General features: G+C 64.1%; 17 protein-coding genes. 6 read left to right on the top strand and 11 right to left on the bottom strand.

All coding sequences use genetic code 11. The annotated features are described in order from the left end of the window. Positions 1–6: 6 nt before the first annotated feature. The gene (gene mfd, locus M3P27_05110; GenBank protein MDP9267690.1) at positions 7–3579 is read right to left on the bottom strand and encodes a transcription-repair coupling factor; all 3573 of its coding nucleotides are present in this window, start codon (positions 3577–3579) and stop codon (positions 7–9) included. Between the two features lie 151 nt (positions 3580–3730). On the opposite strand from mfd, the gene M3P27_05105 reads away from it, so the two are divergent. The 3 genes from M3P27_05105 (at position 3731) to hemL (ending at position 7582) form a co-directional block, all read left to right on the top strand. Beyond that, the gene (locus M3P27_05105) at positions 3731–4621 is read left to right on the top strand and encodes an ABC transporter ATP-binding protein (protein MDP9267689.1); all 891 of its coding nucleotides are present in this window, start codon (positions 3731–3733) and stop codon (positions 4619–4621) included. Beyond that, a complete protein-coding gene (locus tag M3P27_05100; GenBank protein ID MDP9267688.1) occupies positions 4621–6222 on the top strand; it encodes a hypothetical protein in 1602 nt (533 codons plus the stop codon). The genes M3P27_05105 and M3P27_05100 overlap by 1 nt, the downstream gene beginning before the upstream one ends. A 61-nt stretch (positions 6223–6283) precedes the next feature. Next, positions 6284–7582: a glutamate-1-semialdehyde 2,1-aminomutase gene (gene hemL, locus M3P27_05095; GenBank protein MDP9267687.1), complete on the top strand. Its 1299-nt coding sequence runs from the start codon at positions 6284–6286 to the stop codon at positions 7580–7582. 80 nt (positions 7583–7662) lie between these two features. Here the strand turns inward: hemL and M3P27_05090 are convergent, their stop codons facing one another. The 5 genes from M3P27_05090 to M3P27_05070 all read right to left on the bottom strand — a co-directional run bounded on the left by M3P27_05090 (position 7663) and on the right by M3P27_05070 (position 11624). Beyond that, complete coding sequence (locus tag M3P27_05090) at positions 7663–8403, bottom strand: polysaccharide deacetylase family protein (GenBank protein ID MDP9267686.1); 741 nt, start codon at positions 8401–8403, stop codon at positions 7663–7665. Positions 8404–8506: 103 nt separating this feature from the next. Beyond that, positions 8507–8908 carry a hypothetical protein gene (locus tag M3P27_05085; GenBank protein MDP9267685.1) on the bottom strand — a complete coding sequence of 134 codons (402 nt, stop codon included), beginning with the start codon at positions 8906–8908 and terminating at the stop codon, positions 8507–8509. A 116-nt stretch (positions 8909–9024) separates the two neighbouring features. After that, a complete protein-coding gene (fsa, locus tag M3P27_05080) occupies positions 9025–9675 on the bottom strand; it encodes a fructose-6-phosphate aldolase (protein ID MDP9267684.1) in 651 nt (216 codons plus the stop codon). Beyond that, complete coding sequence (locus M3P27_05075; GenBank protein ID MDP9267683.1) at positions 9672–10466, bottom strand: fumarylacetoacetate hydrolase family protein; 795 nt, start codon at positions 10464–10466, stop codon at positions 9672–9674. Before M3P27_05075 ends, fsa begins: the two co-directional genes overlap by 4 nt. A 48-nt stretch (positions 10467–10514) precedes the next feature. After that, positions 10515–11624: a hypothetical protein gene (locus tag M3P27_05070; GenBank protein ID MDP9267682.1), complete on the bottom strand. Its 1110-nt coding sequence runs from the start codon at positions 11622–11624 to the stop codon at positions 10515–10517. A 95-nt stretch (positions 11625–11719) separates the two neighbouring features. Here M3P27_05070 and M3P27_05065 point away from each other — a divergent pair, with 95 nt between their 5' ends. After that, entirely contained in the window at positions 11720–12181 is a 462-nt protein-coding gene (locus M3P27_05065) for a hypothetical protein (protein MDP9267681.1), read from the top strand. 10 nt (positions 12182–12191) lie between these two features. On the opposite strand, the gene hslU is transcribed toward M3P27_05065, so the two are convergent. The 5 genes from hslU to M3P27_05040 form a co-directional block, all read right to left on the bottom strand. Further along, positions 12192–13604, bottom strand: coding sequence for an ATP-dependent protease ATPase subunit HslU (gene hslU, locus M3P27_05060; GenBank protein ID MDP9267680.1), 1413 nt, complete (start codon positions 13602–13604; stop codon positions 12192–12194). 61 nt (positions 13605–13665) lie between these two features. After that, the gene (locus M3P27_05055) at positions 13666–14073 is read right to left on the bottom strand and encodes a DUF3052 family protein (GenBank protein MDP9267679.1); all 408 of its coding nucleotides are present in this window, start codon (positions 14071–14073) and stop codon (positions 13666–13668) included. 35 nt (positions 14074–14108) lie between these two features. After that, the gene (hslV, locus tag M3P27_05050) at positions 14109–14651 is read right to left on the bottom strand and encodes an ATP-dependent protease subunit HslV (GenBank protein ID MDP9267678.1); all 543 of its coding nucleotides are present in this window, start codon (positions 14649–14651) and stop codon (positions 14109–14111) included. A 142-nt stretch (positions 14652–14793) separates the two neighbouring features. Continuing rightward, on the bottom strand, positions 14794–15996 hold the full coding sequence (locus M3P27_05045; protein MDP9267677.1) for an excinuclease ABC subunit C: 1203 nt from the start codon (positions 15994–15996) through the stop codon (positions 14794–14796). A gap of 70 nt (positions 15997–16066) precedes the next feature. Continuing rightward, positions 16067–16804 carry an ATP-binding protein gene (locus M3P27_05040; GenBank protein MDP9267676.1) on the bottom strand — a complete coding sequence of 246 codons (738 nt, stop codon included), beginning with the start codon at positions 16802–16804 and terminating at the stop codon, positions 16067–16069. Between the two features lie 291 nt (positions 16805–17095). Here M3P27_05040 and M3P27_05035 point away from each other — a divergent pair, with 291 nt between their 5' ends. Beyond that, the gene (locus tag M3P27_05035) at positions 17096–18421 is read left to right on the top strand and encodes an amidohydrolase family protein (GenBank protein MDP9267675.1); all 1326 of its coding nucleotides are present in this window, start codon (positions 17096–17098) and stop codon (positions 18419–18421) included. A gap of 88 nt (positions 18422–18509) precedes the next feature. Beyond that, a complete protein-coding gene (locus M3P27_05030; protein MDP9267674.1) occupies positions 18510–18947 on the top strand; it encodes a CBS domain-containing protein in 438 nt (145 codons plus the stop codon). Positions 18948–18970 lie beyond the last annotated feature (23 nt).

Genomic DNA, 18970 nt, shown 5'->3' with positions numbered 1-18970 from the left:
GCCCCGTCAAGCAACGCCGACTTCTTCCGCAGCTAAATCTGCCAGCAGTTCCTTCAGCCGGGCGAGCACGTCTTCCGGCCGCGTGGACTTCAACTGGAACCGCAGCACGCCGGCAGGAGTGAACTGCGCGCCGCGCTCTTTAGCGACGAACTGTGCCAGCTTCTCCGGATCGACGATGGCCTTCTCGGTGAACTTCACGTGGACGACCTCGCGCCGGCGATCGATCCCCGCCACGCCCACGCGCTCGGCCGCGAGCTTGAGTTCGGCATACTCCAGCAAGTTGCGGACCGCCGCGGGCGGCTCGCCGTAACGGTCGGTGAGCTCGTCGCGCACGTCGCCCAGTTGCTGCAAGCTCTCCACCGCGGCAACGCGCTTGTACATGCGCAAGCGTTGATTCTCTTCCGCGATGTACTCGGGCGAGATGCGGATATTCAGCCCGAGGTTGAGCTGCGTCTCAGCCTGCTCCTCCGAGACCTCGCCGCGCAGCTCTTTGATGGTGCGTTCGAGCATCGAGGTGTAGAGCTCGAAGCCGACAGCGTCGATGTGTCCGCTCTGTTCGCCGCCCAGAAGATTGCCGGCGCCGCGCAATTCGAGGTCGAGCGCAGCGATCTTGAAGCCGGCGCCCAAGTCGGAAAACTCTTTCAACGCCGCCAGCCGCCGGCGCGCGATGGCCGTCAACTCCTGCTCCGGCGGGACGAGCAAGTAGGCATACGCGCGCTGGTTCGAGCGGCCCACGCGGCCGCGCAGCTGATATAGCTCCGACAATCCGTGACGGTCGGCGCGGTTGATGAGGATGGTGTTGCAGAGCGGGATGTCGAGCCCGTTCTCGATGATGGTGGTGGCGACGAGCACATCGGCGTTGTGGCGGACGAATCCGAACATCACCTTCTCGAGTTCGCGCTCGCTCATCTGGCCGTGGCCCACGAGCACGCGCGCTCTCGGCACCAGCTCCTGGATCTTCGCCGCGATCTCGTAGATGGATTCCACGCGGTTGTGGACGAAGTAGACCTGCCCGCCGCGTTCGAGTTCCTGCTCGATCGAGCTGCGGATCAGTTTCTCGTCGAAGGCAGCGACCACCGTCTGGATGGCCATGCGGTCTTTCGGCGGCGTCTCGATCACGCTCATGTCGCGAAGTCCGACCACGGCCATGTGCAGCGTGCGCGGGATGGGCGTGGCCGACATGGTCAGCACGTCCACCTCGCGCTTCATCTGCTTCAGCCGCTCTTTGTGGCGGACGCCGAAGCGTTGCTCCTCGTCGACGACGAGCAGTCCCAGGTCCTGGAACTTGATGTCTTGCGAGAGCAGGCGATGCGTGCCGATGAGGATATCCACTTTCCCCTGCTCCACTTTCTCGACAATCTCTTTCTGCTGCTTGGCCGAGCGGAAGCGCGAGATCATCTCGATGGTGATGGGGAACTGCTTGAAGCGTTCTTTGAATGTCTCGAAATGCTGGAAGGCGAGGATGGTGGTGGGCGCGAGCACGGCGGCCTGCTTGCCATCGCTCACCGCCTTGAATGCCGCGCGCATCGCGACTTCGGTCTTGCCGTAGCCAACGTCGCCGCAAAGCAGGCGGTCCATCGGCTGCGGCGACTGCATGTCGCGCTTGATGTCGACCACGGCCTGCGCCTGGTCCTCCGTCTCCTGGAACTCGAAGGCGTCTTCGAACTCGCGCTGCCAGTCGGTGTCTGCAGGGAAGGCGTGGCCCGCGGCGGTCTTGCGCGCGGCATAAAGCTTGAGCAACTCGTCGGCCATCTCCTTCATGGCCTTCTTCACGCGCGTCTTCGTTTTCTGCCACGCGGCCGTGCCCAGACGGCTGAGCACGGGCTTGGCGCCTTCCGCCGAGCGATATTTCTGGATGAGGTCGAGCCGCGTCAGCGGGACGTAAAGTTTCGCTGCCTCCGCGTATTCGAGCACCATGAACTCCGCGGGCGCGCCATCCTGATCGATCTCGCGCAATCCGCGGTACTCGCCGATGCCGTGCTCCACGTGGACAACGTAATCGCCGACCGCCAAGTCGCGGAAGTCGGACATGAACGTGGCCGTCTTCGACTTCTGCTTGATAGGCCGCGAGATGGCGGATTCGGATTCATCGAACAGGTCGCGCGAGCCGAAGACTGCCAGCTTTACCTCGGGCAGCAGCACGCCATCGGGCACGTAGGCGCGGACCAGCGTGGTGGCAAAGACGTCTTCGGTGAAGTATGCGGCTTCGTCGAGGAAGGTCTCGCCGCCGGCGGTGCCGGTGCGCATGCCCATGCGGAAGGGCACGTTGTATTCGGTGAAGATGTCGGCCAGGCGCTCCATCTCGCCGGTGGAGCCGGCGCAGAAAAGCACGCGGCGGCCGTCTGCGGTGAGCCGCTGGACCTCTTCCACCAGCGCAGGCACCGCACCATGGAACTTGGGCGTGGGCTGCGACTGAAACGTGATCGTCTCGCTGCCGGATGTCTCGATGGCCAGGTGCTCCAGCGACCCGCCCGGGCGCTGAGCCAGCGCGGCCTGCCATTCGTCGGACGAAAGAAACAACTCCGCCGGACGCACCAGCTTGCCCACGCCACTCTGCTCGTGCACGGCTTCGAGCTTTTCCCAGAAGGCTTCCAGTTCGGGCGCGACCTCGGTCGGCTCGTCCACAAAGACGGCGGCTTCGGGAAGCAAGTCGAGCAACGTTGAGTTTGCGCCGGCAACGGGCGCGTAGAGTTCCCAGCCGGGGAAGACGGAGACGCCGCCGGCGACGATGGCGTCTTCGACCACCGCCTGTGCGCCGATGATGCGTTGTCCGGAAAGCCGCGTGTGGATGGCAGCGAGCGTCGCTTCGCTGACGGCGGTCTCGGTGAGTGGCAGCAGCACCGCCTCATCGAGTGGATTCTGCGAGCGCTGCGATGCGGGATCGAACTTGCGCAGCGACTCGATCTCGTCGCCAAAGAATTCGGCGCGCGCGGGGCGGTCCATCTCGGGCGAGTAAACGTCGAGGATGCCGCCGCGCACGGCGTACTGTCCCGGCATCTCGACCACGTCCACCTTCACGTAGCCCACGAGGTTCAAGTGCTCGACTAGGCGTTCAGAGTCGATGGTCTCGCCCTTGCGCAGCGTGCGCGCCAGTCCGGAGTAGTGCTCCGCCACGCGCATTCGCATGAGCGCCGACTCGATGGGCGCGATCACGATCTCGGCGCCGCCGGTCGCGATCTTCCACAACGCCGCGGCGCGCTCTTCTTGTATCTCGGGATGCGGCGACTGGTTCTCGAAGGGCAGCGTGTCAAAAGCCGGCAGCGCGATGACCGCCGCCGGATCGGCTGCCATGGTCAATTCGCATGCGGCGCGCAGCACCGGCAATAGGGCGTCGGCCGCGCGGTTGTCGCGCACGATGATGAGCAGCGGCCGCTGCGCCGCGCGGTGCAGCAAGGGAAGATGCAGGGCTTTTGCGGTGGGAGTGAGTCCGGAGACACGAATCCGCCCCGCGCCCGCCTTTTGACCCCCCGCCCCGAAGGCGGATGCGGAGGTCCCTCGTTTCAGAGGGAGGAGGGCACGCCGGAAAGTGTCAGACTTTTCCACGTCCGCGAACAATTCGCGGACAAACGGCTGGACCATGACTTAGCTTCGATTGTAAACCGTTGCCCGGCTCCGCGCAGACCGATGCGAGTTGGATCGATTCGCGGAACTTTGACCTTGGATGCCACGTTCCCTGACCATGGCTACGGCAGCGCAACTAGCGAACATTGTCCCGATAAAGGCGACCAGCTTGAAGCTCGAGATACAGAACGTGAGCAAGCAGTACGGCGGGCGCGAGAAGGTGTGGGCGCTGAAGGATTTCTCGCTCGCGCTGGCGCCCGGAGTGCTGGGCCTGCTGGGCCCGAACGGCGCCGGCAAAACGACGCTGATGTCGATCCTGGCGACCATCACCGCGCCGACCGCGGGCACCGCGTTGTGGAATGGCGCCGACATCCGCCACCAGCCCGACGCGATCCGCGAGGTGCTCGGATTCCTGCCGCAGGATTTCGGCGTCTATCCGAACCTGAACGCGGTCGAGTTCCTGGAGTATCTTGCCGCCATCAAGGGGCTCGACGCCGGACTTGCGCGCCGCCGCATCGACGAGCTGCTGCAGCTGGTGAACCTTACCGAAGTCCGCAAGCGTCCGCTGGGCGGATTCTCCGGCGGCATGCGGCAGCGTGTCGGCATCGCGCAAGCGCTGCTCAACGATCCCAAGCTGCTCATCGTGGACGAGCCCACCGCCGGGCTCGATCCGGAAGAGCGCGTGCGCTTCCGTAACCTGCTCTCCGAGCTTTCCGGCGAGCGCATCGTGATCCTCTCCACCCACATCGTCTCCGACGTGGAAGCGGTTGCGACCGACATTGCGCTCATCGCGCAGGGACAACTCATCACGCACGCCACGCCCGAAGCGCTGCTCGCCGAGGTCGAAGGCAAGGTATGGGAGTGCGTCGTGCCGAGCGCGGAACTGAACGCCGCGAAGGCGCGCTGGATGGTGAGCGGAACGACGCGCCGCTCAGACGGCGTGCACGTCCGCGTGATCGCCGACTCCTCACCGTGCCCGAACGCGCAGGCGCTCGCGCCCACGCTCGAAGACGCGTATCTGCTGAAGATCACCGGGGCAAGGAATGGAGTCGCGAAATAATGCGCGCTCTCTGGCACATCGCGCGCGCGGATTTCCTCGAGCGCTTTCGCCGCTACAGTTTCCTGGTGATGATGGCGGCCGTGCTCTGGCTCGCGTACCTCACGGTGAAGGGCACGATCGGCGTGGACGTAGGCGAACACTACCGCGGCATCTTCAACTCGGCGTGGTCGGGCGCGGTGATGACGTTGATGGTCACCACCTTCCTCACGCTGGCCGGCTTCTACGTGGTGAAGAACTGCGTGCGGCGTGACGAAGAGACGCGCGTGGGACAGATCATTGCCGCCACGCCCATCCGAAAGACCACGTACGTGCTGGGCAAGGCGGTCAGTAATTTCTTTGTGCTCAGTACGCTGGTCGCGGTGCTTGCCGTGGCCGGCATCGCCATGCAGATGTGGCAGGGCGAGGACCGCCACTTCGAGTTGTGGAAGTTCATTGCGCCCTTCCTCATCGTGGCGCTGCCCGGAGTTTTCGTCATCAGCTGCGTGGCTGTCTTCTTCGAGTGCACGCCGGGACTGCGCGGCGGCTTTGGCAACTTCGCGTATTTCTTTGGCTGGAGCATCCTGCTCGGCGCTTCCGTCCAGATGAAGAAGCAGGACCTGGCCGGCATCCTGATGTTCCAGCAGAACATCATTGGCGCACTGCGCCGGGTGCATCCGGAAGCGCGCACCGCGTTCTCTGTGGGCGGCGGCCACAGCCGTGCCAACCTCGATACATTTGTGTGGGACGGCATGGATTGGACGGCAGCCATCCTGCTGAGCCGCGTCTATTGGGTGCTCGCCGCGCTCGCGCTGGTCGCGCTCGCCGCGCTCATCTTCCATCGCTTCGATCCGGCGCGCATGCGGCTGCGCCTGCGCGGCAGCGGCTGGAGCTTGTTCCGGATATTCCGGAGAAAGACGGAAACGGTGGACGAATCCGACGCGATCGCGATTGCTCCTGTCTTTCCTATGAACGCCCATCTCACGCCGCTGCCCGCCGCCGCGCCGCGCTTCCGCTTTGCGCAGGTGGTAGCGAGCGAACTACGCCTCATGCTCAAAGGCTTGCCCTGGCTGTGGTGGATCGGGCTGGGCGGATTGTTCATCGCGGCGCTGGCGAATAGCGCCAAAGACACGCGGGCGGTCGTGCTGCCGCTCACCTGGATCTGGACGGCGCTGATCTGGTCGAAGATGGGGACGCGCGAGGCGCGCTTCCGCACCGGTCCGCTCGTCTTTTCGAGCGCGCACTCCATCACGCGGCAGTTCCCGGCGCTCTACCTCGCCGGCGTGCTGGTCGCCGTGCTGACCGGCGGGCCGGCGGCCCTGCGCATGCTTGTTGCTCGCGACATCAACGGACTGGCGTGCTGGCTGGCGGCGGCGCTGTTCATCCCCGCATTCGCGCTTGCCTGCGGCGCGTGGAGTGGGTCGAGCAAGCTCTTCGAAGCGATTTACGTCGCGTGGTGGTACGTTGGCCCGATGCACGCCACGCCGGACATGGACTATATCGGCGTCACGGCGCAGTCAGGACGTCCGCTGATGTACCTGGGATTCGCCGCGGCGCTGCTCGCGGCGGCCTTCCTGCGGCGCGCGCTGCAATTGCGCCAAGGTAGCCTGGCGTTCGCGGCCTGACGCGGCTGCGTCCGCCCAAAATCCGCGCCGCTGCTATATTGTTCGCGGCTTTTCTTTTTCCATGCCGCGCAAGCACGAACTCTCTCGCAAGTTGCAGCAGCGCGCCGAAAGGGTGATCCCCGGCGGCGTGGATTCCCCGGTGCGTGCGTTTCGCGCGGTCGGCGGCGAGCCACCATGGATCGTTCGCGGCAATGGCCCGCTGATCTGGGACGCGGACGGCAATCAGTACATCGACTACGTGGGCTCGTGGGGACCGCTCATCCTCGGCCACACGCATCCGGAGGTGACGCGCGTGATCGAAGCGGGCGCGCGCTCGGGCGTGAGCTTCGGTGCGTCCACCCCGCTCGAACTGGAACTGGCGGAGGCGGTGGTCGCCGCGTTTCCCGCGATCCAGAAGCTGCGCTTCGTCAGCTCGGGGACGGAGGCGACGATGTCGGCCATCCGCCTCGCGCGCGCGCACACCGCGCGCAAGTACATCGTCAAGTTCGAGGGTTGTTACCACGGCCACGCGGACTCGCTGCTGGTGAAGGCCGGCTCCGGCGTGGCCACGCTCGGCATCCCCGGCTCCGCCGGCGTGCTCGACGAGCTCGCGCAGTTCACACTTGCGCTGCCCTTCAACAACATTGCCGCGGTCGAGCAGGCGTTCGCGAAGTTCGAGGGCCAGATCGCGTGCGTGATCGTGGAGCCGGTGGCCGGGAACATGGGCTGCGTCCCACCGGCGCCGGGATATCTGGCGGCGCTGCGCGAGATGTGCACGAAAAACGGCACGCTGCTCATCTTCGATGAAGTCATGACCGGCTTCCGCGTCGCGCTGGGCGGCGCGCAGCAGCTCTTCGGAATAGCGCCTGACCTTACGACCTTAGGGAAGATCATCGGCGGCGGCTTGCCGGTCGGGGCTTATGGCGGGCGCGCCGAGATCATGGACAAGGTCGCGCCGCTCGGCCCGGTGTACCAGGCGGGGACGCTGAGCGGGAATCCGCTGGCGATGGCCGCCGGTTTGGCCACGGTGAAACATCTGCGGGCGCATCCGGAGATCTACACGCGGCTCGAATCGCTTGCCGGCGTGCTGGTCGAAAAGGTCTGCGCCGCGGCGGAAGAGGCCGGGGTGAAGTTGAGCGCGAACCGCGTGGGCTCGATGTTCACCTGGTTCTTTCAGAAGGAAGAAGGGAAGGTCACCGACTGGGGCTCGGCGTCGAAGTCCGACACGGCGGCGTTCGGCAAATGGCACCGGGCGATGCTGGAGCGTGGCGTTTATTTGCCGCCGTCACAGTATGAGGCCGCGTTCCTGAGCAACGCGCACTCGGAAGACGATGTCAGAGCGACGGTGGAAGCGGCGAGAGAAGCGTTCAGGACTATTTGAGTTGTCATTCCGAGGAGCCCGCCGCGGCGGGCGACGAGGAATCTGCCTTGCGCAAAAGCAGATTCCTCGGAATCACAGATCTAGTGGCTGTGATCTCCGGTAGCCCGCATCTGCGGCACCGTCACAAACTCGAACCCCTCACCTTTATAGCCGCGAATCAACTCATCAGTCGCAGCGACGGTGTGCGCGCGGTCGGCGCCAAATTCAACGTGTCCGCCATCGTGCAGCAGGATGACGTCGCCACCGCGGATACGCTGGCGCGCCTTCTCCACGATGTAGTCCGCGCTCGGCGCTGACCAATCCCAACACTTCACCGACCACATGATGGTCTGGAACCCCATCGCCCGCGCCACGCGCAGCGTCGCCGGGCGGCGCGCGCCAAACGGCGGACGGAACAACCGCGAGTGCTCACCTACAGCTTGCGTGAGAGCCTTCTCGGTCCGCTCAAGCTCGTTTTTCAGCGCGGTTTTCGAACTGAATATCAGGTTGGGATGGGTGAACGTGTGGTTGCCAACGACGTGGCCGCGCTCGGCAACGGCGCGCGCGATATCCGGACGCTGCTCCACGTAGCGTCCGATGAGGAAGAACGTCGCCTTCACACCGTGCTTGTCGAGCACGTCGAGCAAGCGCTGGGTGTGCGGGTCGTTGGGACCGTCGTCGTAAGTGAGCGCGAGCTGCTTTGATTTCCCGCCCTTACCGGAGGGCGCCACGCCAAAGAACGTGGGACCGAAGAGTTGCGACTTCGCCACCGTGGCGCCGTAGGTGAAGACGCCGGCTGCGGCGCCGGCGGCTGCTACGCCAGAGATGATCTCGGGAAGCACGCAAGGATTCTAACCGCGGAGCACGCAGAGACCGCAGAGCGGAAATGGCAAAAGGAAAGAGAAGTCCTCTGCGTCCTCGCGAGCTCTGCGGTAAGAACGGGGTTTACGCCCGCAGCCCGCTCCAGCTCTCTGCGATCACGATGGAGTTGCCGGGGTTCTGCGGATCGTACTTGATCGATGCGGGGACGCCGATGCGGCAGGTATGCAGGTCCACGAACGGACGCAGATGCGTCACATCCTGCGCCGCTTCATACGACACGCCGGCAACGTCGTACTGATAGATGAGCAGTTGCAACGCGCCCGGGCCGCTTTGATTACCGGCAAGTTCGCTCACGTCGATCACGGTGCCGTCGGTGATGCGTCCGAGCTGCGCGATGCGCGTCCGGCGCTCCTGCTCGCGCTGCTCCGGGGTCTTGCGGCGCGCGCGCCACAGCGCGTAGCCGCCAAGCCCGGCGAGCGCGGCCACGCCAGCGATCAATATTGGAAGCAGACGAAGTGAGGTCATACGGCGGCCTAGGATTGATTCATTGGTTCATTGCTTCAGTGGTCCATTTGCGGCTTACCGCCCGGAGCTGCGAGGCTCAGAATGAAGCAATGACCCAATGACCCAATGAACAAATCCTATTGCTTCTTCACCTTCTCGTAGTCCTTCAAGAAAGCCGCGAGTCCCTTGTCCGTCAGCGGGTGGTTGAACATCATCTCCAGCACCTTGAACGGGATGGTGGCAACGTGCGCGCCGGCGAGCGCGGCGTCCACCACATGCATTGGATGCCGGATCGAGGCCGCGAGTACCTGGGTGGGATAGCCGTAATTGCGATAGATGGTCAGGATATGGCGGATGACGTCCATGCCGTTCTCGCTGATGTCGTCGAGCCGCCCGATGAAGGGACTCACGTACGAGGCGCCTGCCTTGGCCACCAGCAGCGCCTGGTTGGGCGAGAAGCAGAGCGTCATGTTGATCTTGATGCCTTGGTCAGCGAGGCACTTGCACGCCTTCACGCCGTCTTTGGTGGTGGGCAGCTTCACCACCACGTGCTTGTGCCAGGCGGCGTACTCCTGGCCTTCCTTGCACATCGCGCCCGCTTCGGTGGCGACGACCTCGACCGAGACTGGCCCGCCCACCACCTCGCAGATCTCGCGGATGGTCTCTTTGTTATTGGGCTTGCCCTCCTTGGCCATGAGCGACGGGTTGGTCGTGACGCCATCGAGGATGCCCAGGGCGGCGGCTTCGCGGATCTCTTTGAGGTTGGCGGTGTCGATGAAGAACTTCATGCGCTGGGCTCATCCTGGACTGGATTCCGCAACGTCCCAATACCCGGGATGGTGACTTCCACCATGTCTCCGGCCTGCAGCGGCCCGACGCCGGCTGGGGTCCCCGTGGTGATCAGGTCGCCGGGCGAGAGCGTCATGACGCGGCTGATGTAGCGGATTATAGCATCGAGAGAAAAGATGAAGTCACGCGTGGAACCGCGTTGCCGCGGCTCTCCGTTCACCCGCGTCTCCACGGTGACGTTCGCGGGATCGATCTCGTCGGAGAGCAGCGGGCCCACCGGACAGAAGGTGTCAAAGCCCTTGGCGCGCGTCCATTGCGCATCGGATTTCTGCAGGTCGCGCGCAGTCACGTCGTTCACGCAGGTGTAGCCGCGGATGTACGCCTTCACGTCTTCGTCATCGCGGACGTTGCGGCACTTGCGCCCGATGACGATGCCCAGCTCGCCTTCGTAATCCACCCGCTGCGAGACTCGCGGCTTCACGATGGTGTCGCCCGAAGCGATGATGGTCGACGATGGCTTCAGGAAGATAAGCGGCTCGCTGGGGGGCTCGTTGCCCAGCTCCTTGGCGTGGTCGCTGTAGTTGCGTCCTACGCCGATGATCTTCGAGGGGACCACGGGCGCGAGCAGCTTGGCTTCGGAAAGCGCGATGGCGGCCATGTGTCCGCCGGCGCCGAAGCTGGTGGCGTCCTCGGGCATGCTGAGCGAGCGCGTGATCATGTCGCGCCCGCCTACACTCTCGATCAGGCCGTAGGCCGGGCCGGTAGGGCTCTGGAAGCGGCAGTACCTCATTGCTGGTATCTCATTAAGGTTCTTCTTCTTTCATGGACGGGCTTTTACTCACTGGGGAACCTGCTCGCTTGCTTCCGCCGACTTCGCACTCTCGTTGCCGCGCAGGTCGACAGCACCGACACTATAGAAATATTTGTGGCCGGGCTGGACATTCGGATCGCGGAAGGCCGGCGTCTTCACCAGTTCACCACTGATTTTCACCGCCGCCGCGCCCTCTTCGTGCCGATAGACGTTGTAACCGGCGAGGTCAGCGTCCATGACGGGCGCCCACGTCAGGTCGATGAACTTCTGTTGCGCCAGGCCCGAGTAGACCGCCTGGACGCCGCTGGGGACTGCCGGCGGGAAGACATCGTGCGCAAAGATCTCGACCGGCGCCGAGTCGTCGCCTTCCACTTCGACGGTCTGGTCGCCCTCCCGGACGTGCGTGATCGGCGTGACGCGATAGACGTAGGTCTTCTCCCACTCCGCCAGGGGGTCGGTGACCTTGAGGACGTAGTCGGTGCGGGCGGCGTCCGCGCCGGGACGGTCTTCCACCTCGGCGACCACACTCTCTTTTTCCGGCGGTGCGCCTTTGAGCACACGGCGCACGCGGAAGGTGCACCAGGTCGCGCCCGTCGTCTGGTCTTGCGCCACGCAGCCGACGATCGGACGCCAGGAGATCTCAGGACCTTCGGCAGTGACGCGCGCGTTCAACAGCGGCGCGGCTACGGTCGCCGCCAGCGGGACCTGGACTTGGTTAGACAGTCCCGCCGAACGGCCGTGCGCATTCTGCGTCTCGACCGCGTAAGTCGTGAAGCCGGCCTGTTGTTGTGGCAAGAGCGTATCCGTATACGTCGCGGGCTTGCCGGGCTGGAGCCGCGCGGCAGGGACCTCGCCGGCGGCTTGCACGCAGGCGTTCATCCCCATCACCGGCTGCTGTCCGCGGCAGATGCGCGTCGCTCCCAGATGGCCCGGCTTCACCAGGGCGCGGTCCGTCGTCTGCGAAGGGACGGTCCAGGTAAACGTGACCTTGGCGCCCCTGCGCGTGGCCTTCAGGTCGCTAGGCGGCTGCGGCAGGTCGAGCGTGGGCGGCAAGGGCGCGCCGGGCGTACCGCATCCGGCAAGCAGGAGCGCGGCGGCGATAGCGACGAGAGACAGAGCCGATCGTGGGATGTGCATCAAAACGCAACAGCCTATCAGATGGAATCGCGCCGCCGAAGTCGAATCGCTGCTAGGCTTTTGCCAGTCTGATCGTGCGGGAGGGAACACGCGCCATGACGACGTTCCACCTGGTAAAGCACAAAGGGAACTTCCTGAAGCGCCACTCGCTCAGCCTCGTGGCGGTCGGGGTGCTACTGCTCTGGATCATCCTCTACTGGCGCTCCGACCCGAACACGCACTGGGGCGCGTTCTTCGGCAACGCCATCGCGGACTGGACCGGCGTGGTCGTCACCGTGCTCGCCACCAAGTTCCTGTTCGAGCAAGGCTCGGCGGAGAGTCGTAGCCCGAAACATCGCTGGCATGGCAAGGTGCTTGATTTTCTGGAGTGCCACTCGCTGACCATCTTCCTGCTCATCACCGGCGCGGTGTGGTTGGCGATCTACTTGCACAACCCTGCGCAGGGGAAGTGGAACCAGGTGGTCGGCAACATCGTCTCGGAGTGGACGCAGATCATCGGGCTGGTGCTGTTGACCAAGCGCCTGATCGAACGCGGCTCGAAAGAGAGCCACCGCTAGAGCGGAGCTGCTAAAGGATGTAGCGGCTCAGGTCCTGATCTTTCACGATGTCAGCGAGCATTTTGCGCACGTAGTCGCCGTCGACCTTCACGTCTGTCCCTTTCATCTCCGGCGCGTTGAAGCTGATCTCGTCAAGCACACGCTCTAGGATGGTGTGCAGACGGCGCGCGCCGATGTTCTCCGTGCCCTCGTTCACGCGGAAGGCAAAGCGCGCGATCTCGCCCAGCGCTTCTTCGGTGAACTCCAGCTTCAAGCCTTCGGTCTCGAGCAGGGCGGTCGATTGCTTCACCAGCGAGAGCTTGGGCTCGGTCAGGATGCGGACGAAATCCTCCATGGTGAGCGAGTGCAGCTCCACGCGGATGGGGAAGCGCCCTTGCAATTCGGGGATGAGGTCGCTCGGCTTCGAGACGTGGAAGGCGCCGGCGGCGATGAACAGGATGTGGTCGGTCCGTACCATGCCGTAACGCGTGTTGACGGTGGTGCCTTCGACGATGGGCAGGATGTCGCGCTGCACCCCCTCGCGCGATACGTCGGGCCCATGCCCGGTCTCGCGTCCGGCGATCTTGTCGATCTCGTCGAGGAAGATGATGCCCGAGTTCTCCGCGCGCTCCACGGCGGTGCGCTGCACCTGGTCCATGTCGATTAGCCGCTGCTCCTCTTCCTGGATGAGGTACTCGAAGGCTTCCGAGACCTTCATCTTGCGCTTCTTCATGCGCGGCCCAAAGAGGTTGGGCAGCATGTCTTTCATGTTGATGTCCATCTCCTCCACACCCTGGTTGGAGATGATCTCGAATGCGGGAAAGGACTTTTCGCGGACCTCGAGCTCGACGATGCGCTCATCGAGCTTGCCTTCGCGCAGTTGCTGGCGCAGCTTCTCGCGCGTGCGCGCTTGCGGCTCGGTCTGGCCTTCCAGAAAGCCGGCTGACGCGCTGGAAGGCTGCTGCGCGTTTTCGGGCGCGCGCGAACCCGGCAATAGCAGGTCAAGCAGGCGTTCCTCGGCGTTGAGTTCAGCCTTGTCCTCTACTTCTTCCATTTTCTCTTCGCGGACCATGTCGATGGCGATCTCGATCAGGTCGCGGATCATCGATTCCACGTCGCGTCCCACGTAACCCACCTCGGTGAACTTCGAGGCTTCCACTTTGAGGAAGGGTGAATCGGCGAGCTTGGCCAGGCGGCGCGCGATCTCCGTCTTGCCCACGCCAGTGGGCCCGATCATGATGATGTTCTTCGGCATGATCTCTTCGGCGAGCTCAGGCGTTAGCTTCTGCCGGCGCATGCGGTTGCGCAGGGCGATGGCGACGGCGCGCTTGGCGGCGTTCTGTCCGACGACGTATTTGTCGAGCTCGGCGACGATCTCCTTCGGCGTGAGCTCGTCGAGCGCGATCTGCTGCTCTTCGGCGGTGGCGGGTAGATAGATGGCCATAGCTCAGTACTCGGTACTTAGTATCGTAACGGAGATTCGATTCCGGCGGGCTGGCAGCGCTTCATTTCTTGCGGTTCTCTACGCGGATCACCAGCTTCAAGCCGCTCCACGTCTCGTCGATGGCGCAGACTTTGATGTCCACCAGGCCGAGCGGCAGCGCGACCTCGCGCATCACGTCTTCGGTGAGGTCGGTGGCGACGCCGGAAGCCTTTTTCGGCCACGCCATCCAGATCATCCCGTCGGGCGTGAGCTGCTTCATCAGTCGCGAAAGAAGCTTCTCGACTTCTTTGCGCTGAGTGGTGAAGAACAAGACCGCGGCCGAATCTTTCTCCGCCTTATCAGTGAAGCGGACACCCGCCGGCAAGTCCGTAAGCAACTTGCGGAATCCCTTCGGCTCGTTCAGGACGACGACCATGCCCGGCTTCAGGCCAAGCTTCTTCGCTAATGGCGTCCCGGAGTATCCAGACATGGACTCGGTACTCGGTACTCGCAACTCGGTACTCGCTACAGCTCTTCCACCGTCAGCGTGTCGTTGGTGTAGATACAGATCTTTCCCGCGATGCGCATCGCTTCCTCCGCGATCTTGCGCGCAGGCAGGTCGGTATTGTCGATCAGCGCGCGGGCGGCGGCGAGCGCGTACTGTCCGCCGGAGCCGATGGCGGAAGCGCTCGAGTCGGGCTCGATCACGTCGCCTTGCCCGCTGATCAGGTACATCTGCTCCTTGTCGGCGACGAGCAGCAAGGCCTCGAGATGGCGCAGGACTTTGTCGGTCCGCCAGTCCTTGGCGAGCTCTACCGCAGCGCGGCCGAGGTTGCCGTGATACTGGTCGAGCTTGCCTTCGAAGCGGGCGAAGAGCGAGAAAGCGTCGGCGGTCGAGCCCGCAAAGCCGGCGAGGATCTTGTCGTTGTGCAGCCGGCGGATCTTCTTCGCCGAATGCTTCACCACGCTGTCGCCGAGCGTGACCTGGCCGTCGGCGGCCATCACCACCTGGCCATTGCGGCGCACCGCCAGCACGGTGGTCGAGCGGAATAGACGCGTCTTAAGCATACGGATGAACCGCGATTATATAGGGCTTCCTCGGCTCGCGCTCGCTGCCGCTCACGCTCGCTCGGAATGACAACCTCAATGGAATTGTCATTCCGAGCGAACAAGAACCGAGCTTGCGAGGTGCGTGTGAGTCGAGGAAGCCCTACTTGAGCGGCTCTTCCAGCTTGGGCTCGATCTGCAGCTGGCCCGCCGGCGCTGACCACGCGCCTTCCTTCTCGCCGCGAAAGACGCGCGAGACTCCGCGGACGATGCGCCGCATGGGCAGTTCGCCATTCTCGTTGGCGAGAAAGATCTCGCCGATGCGCTGCGTGCGAAAGACCCAGCGCTTGAGCAGCGCGATGTGCTCGACCAGCTCGCTGGGCGGACCTGGAGCCGGATGGTCGGCACCGGCCAAGGCTTCGACGATCCGCGACTCCATCGAAAGATGCTTGCCCTCGCCCTGGTCCTGCACGGTGAACGGTGTGGGCCCGGCGAGGCGTCCGGCTTCGAGCAGGAAGAAGGCCACGCAGCCCGCTTCGGCAGCCGGCTGCACGATGAGCGCGCGTAGCTGGTCGAGGCGCCGCGCGATCTCGGGACGCTGCTGCGCCGCGGCATGCACCTTCTCGAGCTTGGTGTGCAGTGCCGCTGCCTGCTCGAAGGCGAGCTCGGCGCTCGCCTTCTCGCGCTCGGCTTCGAACTCGCGCGTGAGGGAATCGCCCGCGGTGTCGAGATATTTTCGGACGCGCGCGACCTCGTCGGAATATTCCGCGTCGGTGCAGCCTTTGAAGCACGGCGCCAGGCACATCTTCATCTCGGAATAAATGCAGCCCGGGAACTCGGGATCGGGGTGCAGATCGAAGTCGCAGCGCCGCATCTTGAACAGGTCGAGCGAATCGGCGAGGAACTTCTCCGCCGTGGCGCGCGACTGGAACGGACCGTAATACTGCGACTTGCCCCGCAGGTTTGTGATTCTCCGTGTGACATAAGCCCGCGGATACTCGTTATCGAGGTTGAGCTTGACCAAGGGCGCAGGGCGCAGCTTCAGCCGGTCGGCATAGTCCTTGGGAAACTCGCGGCGCAACGTTTGATAAAGCACCCAGCGCGATTCGAAGTCAGACCCAGTCAGCGTGTAGTCGATGGAGCGGACACGCTCGCGCAGGTTGAGGCGTTTCGTCCGCTCCTCGGGCGCGCCCAGCAGGCGCAGCAGCCGCCGCTTCAGATTGGCGGATTTCGTTACATAGGGCTCGCTGCCCGGCTCGCCGCGCAGCGTGAAGACGGCAGGCTTCACCGGCAGCGATTCGAAGATCGCCACGTCGTTCTCGGGCGCGAAGTCGATGTGGATGGGTCCCACGAGGCCATTATTCACGGTTTCTGGTTTCTCGTTCCTCGTTTCTCGGATTCAGGCCACGAGAAACGAGAAACCGGAAACGAGAAACCTAACGAAAGCTGGCGCTCTTGACCTTCACGCGGAAGTCATCGCCATGCAGCTCGACCAGCTTGCACATCTCGTGCAGGCGCGAGCGCATGCGCTCGGTGATGCGGTCGCCCAAGGTCTCTTTGCGGTTGGCGCGCTCGGCGGCGGCCCGGCTTCTCGAATCTAAGCTGCGCAGGTCGGTCGAGCCGGAGCTGCCGCTCTCGGGCAAGTCCGGGAAGTTAGTGGTGAAGATGGTGGTGCGCTGCGCGTTGTAGCGGCGGTTGATGATGTCGGAGATGGTGTCCCACTTCCAGTCGGTGGGCTTCACCGCGCCCAGTTCATCGATGATCAGCACTTCGGTATCGAAGACGGGACGCAGCACGTCCATCTCGGTCTCGTGTACCGACGGATTGAACGAGTTCTGGATGTCCTTGAGCAGCTCGCGGTAGTCGTAGAACAGACACGGGATACTCTTCTCCCGCATCAACAATTTCAGCACGCCGACTGCAAGATGCGTCTTGCCCACACCGATATCGCCGACGAACAGCAGCCCGGCGCGGTGCACCGGATATTCTTCGACGAACCGCCGCGCGTCCAAGAGTGCTGCGGACAGGCCGGAGCGGCTGCCGGTGGTATCGAAATTCTCCAGCTCGCAATGCTCGTAACGCGCCGGGATGTGCGCGGCAGCGAGCAGGCGCTCGGCGCGGTTGGCCGCCATGCAGTCACAGCGTGCCACCTTGCGCGCGGCGCCGTTGCTCACGGACTTCCATCCCGTGCCATCGCAGAGGGGACAGACGGTCTGGTTCGCGGACTGGTTTGAGGATGACGACACGGGTATCCGGAATCTCTGCCTCCGACTGTACTGCTCATCGCGCTGCGCGCGCAATGCCGGTCGTCTCCGTGCCTGTGCGATACGCGGACTTCCTGTGGAGCGAGGTGGAAAACGAGGTCTCTACCGCCACGATTGCTACAGCATGCCGCGCCGACTACAATCTGGCTCCCTTAACCCACCACAGAGACTCACGGAGGCACAGAGATGAGGCACGGAGAGATGCGCAGACTGCTATTACTGTTGATCATCCTGGGCGCGATCCTGGGCACGGCCACCGCCGCCCGGGCGCAGGCCAGCGTCGAAGTGGCGCCGCTCACCGTGATCACCGCGGCGAACCTGTTCGACGGCAAGCAGGTCACGCATAACCGCGCCATCCTCATCCGCGGCAACAAGATCGTTGCCGTCACCGGCCCCGACAATGCCGACGCGAAGACTGCCACCACACGCATCACCTTGGGGCCTGACGTGATGGTGCTGCCCGGACTGGTCGAGTCGCACACCCACATCTTTCTCCAGGGCGAGGATCCGGTCGAGGGTGGCTACGACGGGAATCTCCTCTTCGGCGGCATCTCCTATCGCGCCGCGCGCGCGACCATGGCGCTGCGCCGTGCGCTCGACCAGGGGTTCACCACCATCCGCGATGTGGAGACCGAGGGCGCCGGCTATGGGGACGTCGGGTTGAAGCGCGCCGTGGAGAAGGGATACATCCCGGGCCCGCGCATCTTCGCTTCCACGCGCGCCATCTCGACGAGCGGCGGCTATCCCCTCGAGGGTTACGCGCCGGAGATCCAGCCCGACCTGCCCAAGGGCGCGCAGCTCATCGATGGCCCTATCGAAGCGCGCAAAGCCGCGCGCGAGCAGCTCGATAATGGCGCTGACTGGATCAAGGTCTACATGACGCATCGGTCGTGGCTCGACCGCGACGGCAACCTCTTTTCCCAACCCACACTCACGCTCGAAGAGATCAATGCCATCGTGGACGAGACGCACGGCTGGGGCAAGAAGGTCGCGTGCCACGCGTACAACGGCGTTGGATTGCAGCGCGCGCTCGACGCCAAGTGCGATTCCATCGAGCACGGCCTCGAGCTCACCGACGCCAACGTCGCGCAGATGCTTCGCCAGGGGACTTGGTATTGCCCCACGCTCTCCGTCTACTACGGCGGGTGGGCGCCGGAGAACACTCCTGCCGGCAAGCGCGACCGCAAACGCGTCGCCGTGCACGGCCCGAGTTTCCAGAAGGCGCTCAAAGCGGGCGTGAAGATCGTTTTCGGCACCGACGTGGGCGGCTTCTCGTGGTCCGACCCGATCGCGCAGGAGTTTCCGCGCATGGTCGCGCTCGGGATGTCGCCGCTTGACGCTCTGGTCTCGGCGACCTCGCGTCCGGCCGAGATGTTGGAGATGACCGGGCAGATCGGCACGGTCGCGCCCGGAGCTTATGCCGACGTGATCGCCATCGCCGGTGATCCCACGCGCGATATCAGCGTGATGAAAGACGTCCGCTTCGTGATGAAAGATGGCAAGGTCTGGAAGAACGAGGCGAAATAAATGCGCGCTTCGCCAAGCGGGTATGACCGTTCCGTCTTGACATCAAGCCCCCGGGGTTCATAATGGCGGGCCAACAAGGAGCACCAACATGAGTATCTTGACCCTCTGCGACGATGTCCCCGCCAAGGTCAATCCTGAGACCACCCTCGCCGACGCCATCAACCTGATGATCGCCAGCCGCGTGGGCGCGGTCGCCGTAGTCGACAAAGAGAATCGTATCGCCGGTATCTTCACCGAGCGTGACGTGCTCAAGAAGTTCGCCCTCAGCGGCAAGGATCCCGCCAAGACGCTGGTGCGCGAGATGATGAACACGCCGGTGATGATGGCCACCGTCCACACCACGCCCGGCGAGGCGCTCGAGGTCATGGTCGACAAGCACATCCGCCACCTGCCCGTGGCTGACGACCAGGCGCGGCTGCTCGGCATCTTGTCCATCCGCAACCTGCTGCAGGCGCAGGTCGACGCGCTTCGCCAGGAACTCGACTCGCTCGAGACCTCACTCACCAACGACGCCGCCGGCGGCTAACAGCGTCAGGAGAACCACCATGC

It is taken from the genome of Acidobacteriota bacterium (genome assembly GCA_030774055.1).
Classification (GTDB): domain Bacteria; phylum Acidobacteriota; class Terriglobia; order Terriglobales; family Acidobacteriaceae; genus JACPNR01.
This window is presented reverse-complemented; position numbering and strand designations above follow the sequence as displayed.